Below are 5,480 nucleotides of genomic sequence, written 5' to 3' on the forward strand. Positions count from 1 at the left end.
CCATAACAATCCGATATCACCGCCTCGAGGCATTTGATGCCCGGGATGCCGCTACTCGAGCCGCTTGAAATCAGAGCGTCAGCATTCCTTGGTGGGCAGGAAGCTAATGTGACAACGCCCCATAAAGACCTATCCTACAGCCATCTAAGATGGGACTGTTCTCAGGAAAGTACTCGATTAATGCAACAGCCTTATTTTAAATTGCCCAACCGTCGAGGCCTTTCCGATTTAGCAAGGCTCCGACAGCCAAAGCAGAACCTTTCCTTCAATCTTTTGGCTTCCAACCGGCCCGTTTCATAGCGTCGCCAAGTTCTTCACCGTAATTTGGATTTTCGAACAATCTTTGAAACAATAGATCCACGCGACTGTCGGGCCACTCACGCGAGAGTTTTTCCGAAAGGGATTTAGCTTTGCTTTCGTTCCCCAACATCTGATGTGCCGCCATCAGGTAAGCAACAGAAACAGGGCCGACAGGTCCGCCTTTTTCAGTCACCTGTTCAAAGGCAGAAACTGCGCCTTCGAAATCATTCAGATGGAATTTTGCAGACCCCATGGCGTTCTGAAACACATAACCCCGGTCCAGAACGACTTTCGACAGCGTCTCTTCACTGATTTCTACAACTTGTTCGAACGAACCCGAATAGAGCAGGATTAACGACACGAATTCTAACACATGTACGTCGTTTGGTGCCAACCGCTGTGCTCTGTAAGAAAACTTCACAGCTTCTGGCCAGTTTCCTTTGGTAAACTCAACCCAGGCCTTTGCGGATTGGCTCCACCCCGATTCAGGTGCCAACTCAATCGCTCTGCTGGCCTGCGTGTCAGCATAACGCAACATGTCACGGGACAGATTGGTATCAGAAGTTAACAAGGAAATAGTTGATGCAACCTGCGCCGCCCCTGCATGACCTCCAAAATAGCTGTTGTCGCTTTCGATTGCTGCTTTGAATATGGTCAGGGCCGCATTCAGCCTCGCGAGTTCCAGCGCCGGAAAGATCAGATCGCGACCCGAATTGGCCAGATTTACAGCCTGAAGCCGCATCGGCGAAGCATCGAAAATGGCACCGCGCTCATCGCGGCTCAGGCCGTCGATTGGTAAACTGGCCGGAACCTTTTCCTTCGTCGACACCAAGGCGAATACGGTCGCAAAGCAGACAAGTACGAAAATCCCCGCAATCCCGATGAAAAGGCGAGGCCAAGTACGCGACTTTTTTTGGCGTTCACGTAACTCGGTCTGAGACCTCTCGAGCGGCCTGATCGATATCTGCGGTGCATACCCGCCCTTCGGCAAATCGAAAACGGTGCCCTCGTCACGGCCATCTTCGGCATAATATTCGGCCAGCTTGCGACGCAGGCGACCAGCGTCCACCCGCACCACGTTTTCGCGACGCGCCATCTCGGCCACTGTCCCACCATAAACATCCATGGCGATGGTCTTGGCGCGAATTTCATCGGCCCGGCCGTCGAGCGATTCTTCGACCACATACACAAGAAAGTCCTGCAATCGCTGTGAACCCGCGAAAGTCGAGGATCTGACAAGCCGCTGGAGTGCGGCCCTCACATCCTCAGTTTCAGGCGCAGCACCCTCATTCAGAGGAGGTGACTTATCTCTGAATACTTCCATATTTTCAGCGAGTTACATCCATGATTACACCGTATTATGCCCCGATATACCTATTGTTAAAAGTGAATTCGTCCAACGCTCCGGTATATCTTCTGATCCATCGAACGAGACATCGAAATTGAAAGGCCTCGAACTTGATACCCTGTTTCCCGACCACCAGGCCGCAATTGCGGACTTACGGCGCGCGGACACGGTGTTCGATGAGATCTGCCGGGACTACCAGCTTCTCAGCGACGAGTATCTCTCCATGAATGCTGAGCCGGGAAGCCAATCGCACCAGATTGAATGCGACATCCGCGAGACCCTGGATGGCCTTAGGGACGAAATCGCCCAGTCGCTGCGGCGCGCAGGAAAGATGTAATTCGAAAATGGGGAAGGGATACTGATGAGATCAATATGGAAACATGCCTCGGCCATGGTGCTGATGGCTGGCGCGAGCTTTGCTCAGGATGCGCCCATCATTCATGACGGAGAGTTCCAGTTTCTCCGCGCGCAATTTGGCGAACAATGGGACGCCCAGGATACGGAAATCGACGCAAAGCTTTCCGAGATCCGTGGCGCCAATGGCGGCAAGCCACCCAATATTCTCTACATTCTGATCGACGATGTCAGTTTTGGTCAGATGGGCAATCGGACGATGAACTATGTCACCGGTTTCGATACGCCCAACATCAACGATTTTGCCACCGAAGGCATGTCCTTGATGAGGATGTATACCGAGCCATCCTGCACACCAACACGAACAGCGATGTTAACCGGTCGTCACCCGGCGCGCGCGGGTGTGGAAGAGGTCAAGGTTGCACTGGTCGGTGAAGGTCTTGCGGCTGAAGAAGTCACGATTGCCGAAATCCTGAAGGAAGAAGGGTACAACACCGCCCATGTCGGGAAATGGCATCAGGGCGATATTGAACAATCCTACCCGCACAATCAGGGATTTGACTGGGCGGCCTTTCCCTTGCACCAGCAAGTTCAACTGAGTTTGATGATACGGGACGCAATGGTCGCCAACAACATGCTTGGCTACCATGCGTCGGGGCAGTCCAACCAGTTTCAATTGGACCAGCGGTTCAAACCCTACGGTCTGGTAACTGGCGTTGAAGGTGAAGCTGGTGGTCTTGCCCGCGAAGTCGATATGGCACCGGGCGAGGAATGGACGCAGGCGAAATACGAGGAAATGAACCTGCGCTATCAGCGTCAGGCATTGGAGCAGCTGGAGAAGCTGGCGTCTCAGGACGACCCGTTTTTCATGCAGTACTGGCCGCTCTACCCGCTGAACTTTGCCTACCCTGATGAGGCCGTTTCCCGCAATGGCGGCTTCCATGCCGACAAGTTGCAGATCCTGGACGGTTGGATCGGCGAGGTGCTGGCCAAGCTCGATGAAACCGGCAAGGCAGACAATACCATCGTCATGATCATGGCTGACAATGGCTTGATGTATCACTACGAGGGGACATCTGGCCTGAACCAGCTGATTTATCGCGGCGGCAAAACCCAGCACCTGGAAGGCGGCGTGCGTACCGATGCCTTCATCCGGTGGCCTGGCGCAATCGAACCCGGCAGCGCGGCGGGTGACATCGTGCATGTCTCAGACCTGTTCACCACTTTTGCCCGGATCGCAGGGGCAACCGACCGCATTCCGCGCGACCGTGTAATTGACGGGATCGACCAGACCGCGCTGCTGCTTGAAGGCGAAGGCAACTCGCGCCGCGACTACGTGTATGTGTACGAAGGACCGGTCTTGCGCTCGGTGGTCAAACAGGAATTCAAAATGCATCTGCCTGCTCCCGGCCAGCCGGGCGCAGCAGCTCCTGTGTTCAATGTCTACCGGGATCCACGCGAGGAACATCCCCTTATCGGGTACTCTCTATGGTCTGGGGCGTCTTTTCAGGACATGGTCAAGCGCCATCAAAAAACCATTGCCAAACACCCACATCTGCCACTTGGAAAGGGTGTTCCTTATGAAGGTATCGAGAACCTTCGCCCGGAAAGCGAACTGACCAGAGAAGTCTTTTCCAGTTGGCAATAACGAACTTGGGACGGTGGTGGCAAAGCCACCGTCTCACCAATCGCACTAAGTTTTTAGGTACACGATGGCCCGCCATTTTTTCATTCATTCTATCCTGACGTCCGCGTTGCTGATAGCGGGTATTGCTGCCGGAGCAGAGGAAAACGCGTCAAACCCGCTGGCTGCGGTCAACAACACGGACATTCGCTATCAATATTTTGATCTGGAAGGTGGGGCAGATCGTCAGGATGTGTTCATTGATGGCGCATACATGCTGCGCCCTGATCTGAAGCTGAAATATGAGCTCCACTACAATTCGACAAATGCAGTTGGCGCGCGGTTCAACGGGTTTGAAAAGACCAGCTTCAAGCTGATCTATTTCCCGTCACAGAAACCTCTGAATGACACCTGGACAGTCAAATCCGCGCTTGGGTTGGAATGGATACTTGATTTCGGCGACCCCGATGAAGGTATCGGTACCGGATCTGATCAGATCGCCCCGTTTGGTGGCTTTGCCTTTGCCAACACAAACACCGGGCTGACGCTGATCCCTTTGGTCCAGCATTTCGCGTCCTACAATGGGCCGACCGATGTCAGCCAAACCGCTATGCGCTTGATTGCGCTTCAGCCGTTGGGCGATGGGTATTGGGCCAAAGCAGATATCAAAGCGCCCTATGATTGGGAAAACGACGCCTGGCCCGCGACTGCTGAGCTTCAGATTGGCAAAAATCTCAGCCCCGGAATCGCCCTTTATGCAGATGTGCTGATCGGGATCGGTGCTGATCGCCCTTATGACCAAGGTGCTGGAATCGGCCTCAGATTCAACTACTAGGTTTCATGAACCCCAAGGACAAAGCTACGTCTTACGGTTTATTTTTCAGCGCTACTGCGCTTGCTACAGGCCTTCTAACGCTGCCGACGCTTGTCCGTTTCGGTAATTCGTGGAACTGGCCGCTTGGCCCGCTGGTACCAAGATATCACTTCGGCCTGTTAAAAATTCGCAACGGATCCGTTTCACCCCTGTCATTTAGAAGGAGTATTTTATGCCAAAGTAAGGCCCGTGCTGGTCGACGTCATAGGCGAACTCTCCGGAACTCAGCGTGTCGCTATAGTCGACGCTGAAGTACCGATACCCAAATGTGAGGGCAGTTTTCTCCCAGGGTTGGTAATCAAAACGAACATTCACCTCGATTTGAAGGTCATTTCCGCCAGCGCCGAAGCCGCCAAGCTCCAAAGAAGCAATTCCGGTCCAGTTTTGGCTCAGTCGCCACATTCCGCGTGCGTCGACTAAGGGTTCGATCCAATTCTGATCGGCGCCCAATACAAGCACATTACCAGGCCCCGGTGTGGTGATGTCTATTTCCTGACGGACGGAGTTGTACCTCAGTCCCCCCTGAAAATCGATTGTGTACCGCTAATTGATTTCGCCGTATCCTCCGTCAACGATACGGTAAGCCTCTAGAATGCCAAACCATTTTTGACGTACATCGACGTTAAGCTCGGCACTCAATGGACCAGGCGCCGAGATATCTTGTTCAATGCCAACATAGTTGGCGTAGGCGGTTATTCCAAATTCCCCATTCCATGCCTCGTAACGACCGGTCGCCGCAAAATCGAGCACTTCCAGCGCGCCACCGAGATCCAGATCCAGGTCAGCGGTTTGACCAGCCACGGTGGATGTCCCTGTGGTCCGCAAGGGTGTGAACAGATAGAACGCGGCACCATGACGCCAGCCAGTTTCGTCTTGGTCCGGTGCGGACAAAGATTGAGCACAGGCAAACTCCGGGCGTGATTTGGTCCTTGCGGATCATATGCGCCACTTCGATTCAGTCGAGTGTCGCCGCCGCTGAA

The 5,480-nt window shown here is 53.7% G+C and carries 6 protein-coding genes and 1 pseudogene; 3 read left to right on the forward strand and 4 right to left on the reverse strand.

Features of this window, described 5'->3' with window-relative positions; all coding sequences use genetic code 11:
• Positions 1-265 precede the first annotated feature (265 nt).
• A complete protein-coding gene (locus AC2FLA_RS22275; protein WP_496725409.1) occupies positions 266-1,504 on the reverse strand; it encodes a tetratricopeptide repeat protein in 1,239 nt (412 codons plus the stop codon).
• Between the two features lie 238 nt (positions 1,505-1,742).
• Between AC2FLA_RS22275 and AC2FLA_RS22280 the strand changes: the two genes are divergently transcribed.
• The 3 genes from AC2FLA_RS22280 to AC2FLA_RS22290 all read left to right on the forward strand — a co-directional run bounded on the left by AC2FLA_RS22280 (position 1,743) and on the right by AC2FLA_RS22290 (position 4,461).
• Complete coding sequence (locus tag AC2FLA_RS22280) at positions 1,743-1,985, forward strand: hypothetical protein (protein WP_496725411.1); 243 nt, start codon at positions 1,743-1,745, stop codon at positions 1,983-1,985.
• 24 nt (positions 1,986-2,009) lie between these two features.
• Entirely contained in the window at positions 2,010-3,650 is a 1,641-nt protein-coding gene (locus AC2FLA_RS22285) for a sulfatase-like hydrolase/transferase (RefSeq protein ID WP_496725413.1), read from the forward strand.
• Positions 3,651-3,714: 64 nt separating this feature from the next.
• Positions 3,715-4,461: a hypothetical protein gene (locus AC2FLA_RS22290; RefSeq protein ID WP_496725414.1), complete on the forward strand. Its 747-nt coding sequence runs from the start codon at positions 3,715-3,717 to the stop codon at positions 4,459-4,461.
• A gap of 195 nt (positions 4,462-4,656) precedes the next feature.
• Here AC2FLA_RS22290 and AC2FLA_RS22295 read toward each other — a convergent pair whose 3' ends face one another.
• The 3 genes and pseudogenes from AC2FLA_RS22295 to AC2FLA_RS22305 all read right to left on the reverse strand — a co-directional run.
• On the reverse strand, positions 4,657-4,959 hold the full coding sequence (locus tag AC2FLA_RS22295) for a hypothetical protein (protein WP_496725415.1): 303 nt from the start codon (positions 4,957-4,959) through the stop codon (positions 4,657-4,659).
• Between the two features lie 84 nt (positions 4,960-5,043).
• Entirely contained in the window at positions 5,044-5,301 is a 258-nt protein-coding gene (locus tag AC2FLA_RS22300; RefSeq protein ID WP_496725416.1) for a hypothetical protein, read from the reverse strand.
• 103 nt (positions 5,302-5,404) lie between these two features.
• Positions 5,405-5,480: pseudogene (locus AC2FLA_RS22305) on the reverse strand (IS6 family transposase); the annotation flags it as partial.

This window comes from Ruegeria sp. CDSA033, from assembly GCF_059612305.1.

Excerpts from the sequence above, each read along its gene's own strand:
- AC2FLA_RS22285 (WP_496725413.1), top strand. The coding sequence starts at position 2,010 with ATGAGATCAATATGGAAACATGCCTCGGCCATGGTGCTGATGGCTGGC.
- AC2FLA_RS22290 (WP_496725414.1), top strand. The coding sequence starts at position 3,715 with ATGGCCCGCCATTTTTTCATTCATTCTATCCTGACGTCCGCGTTGCTG.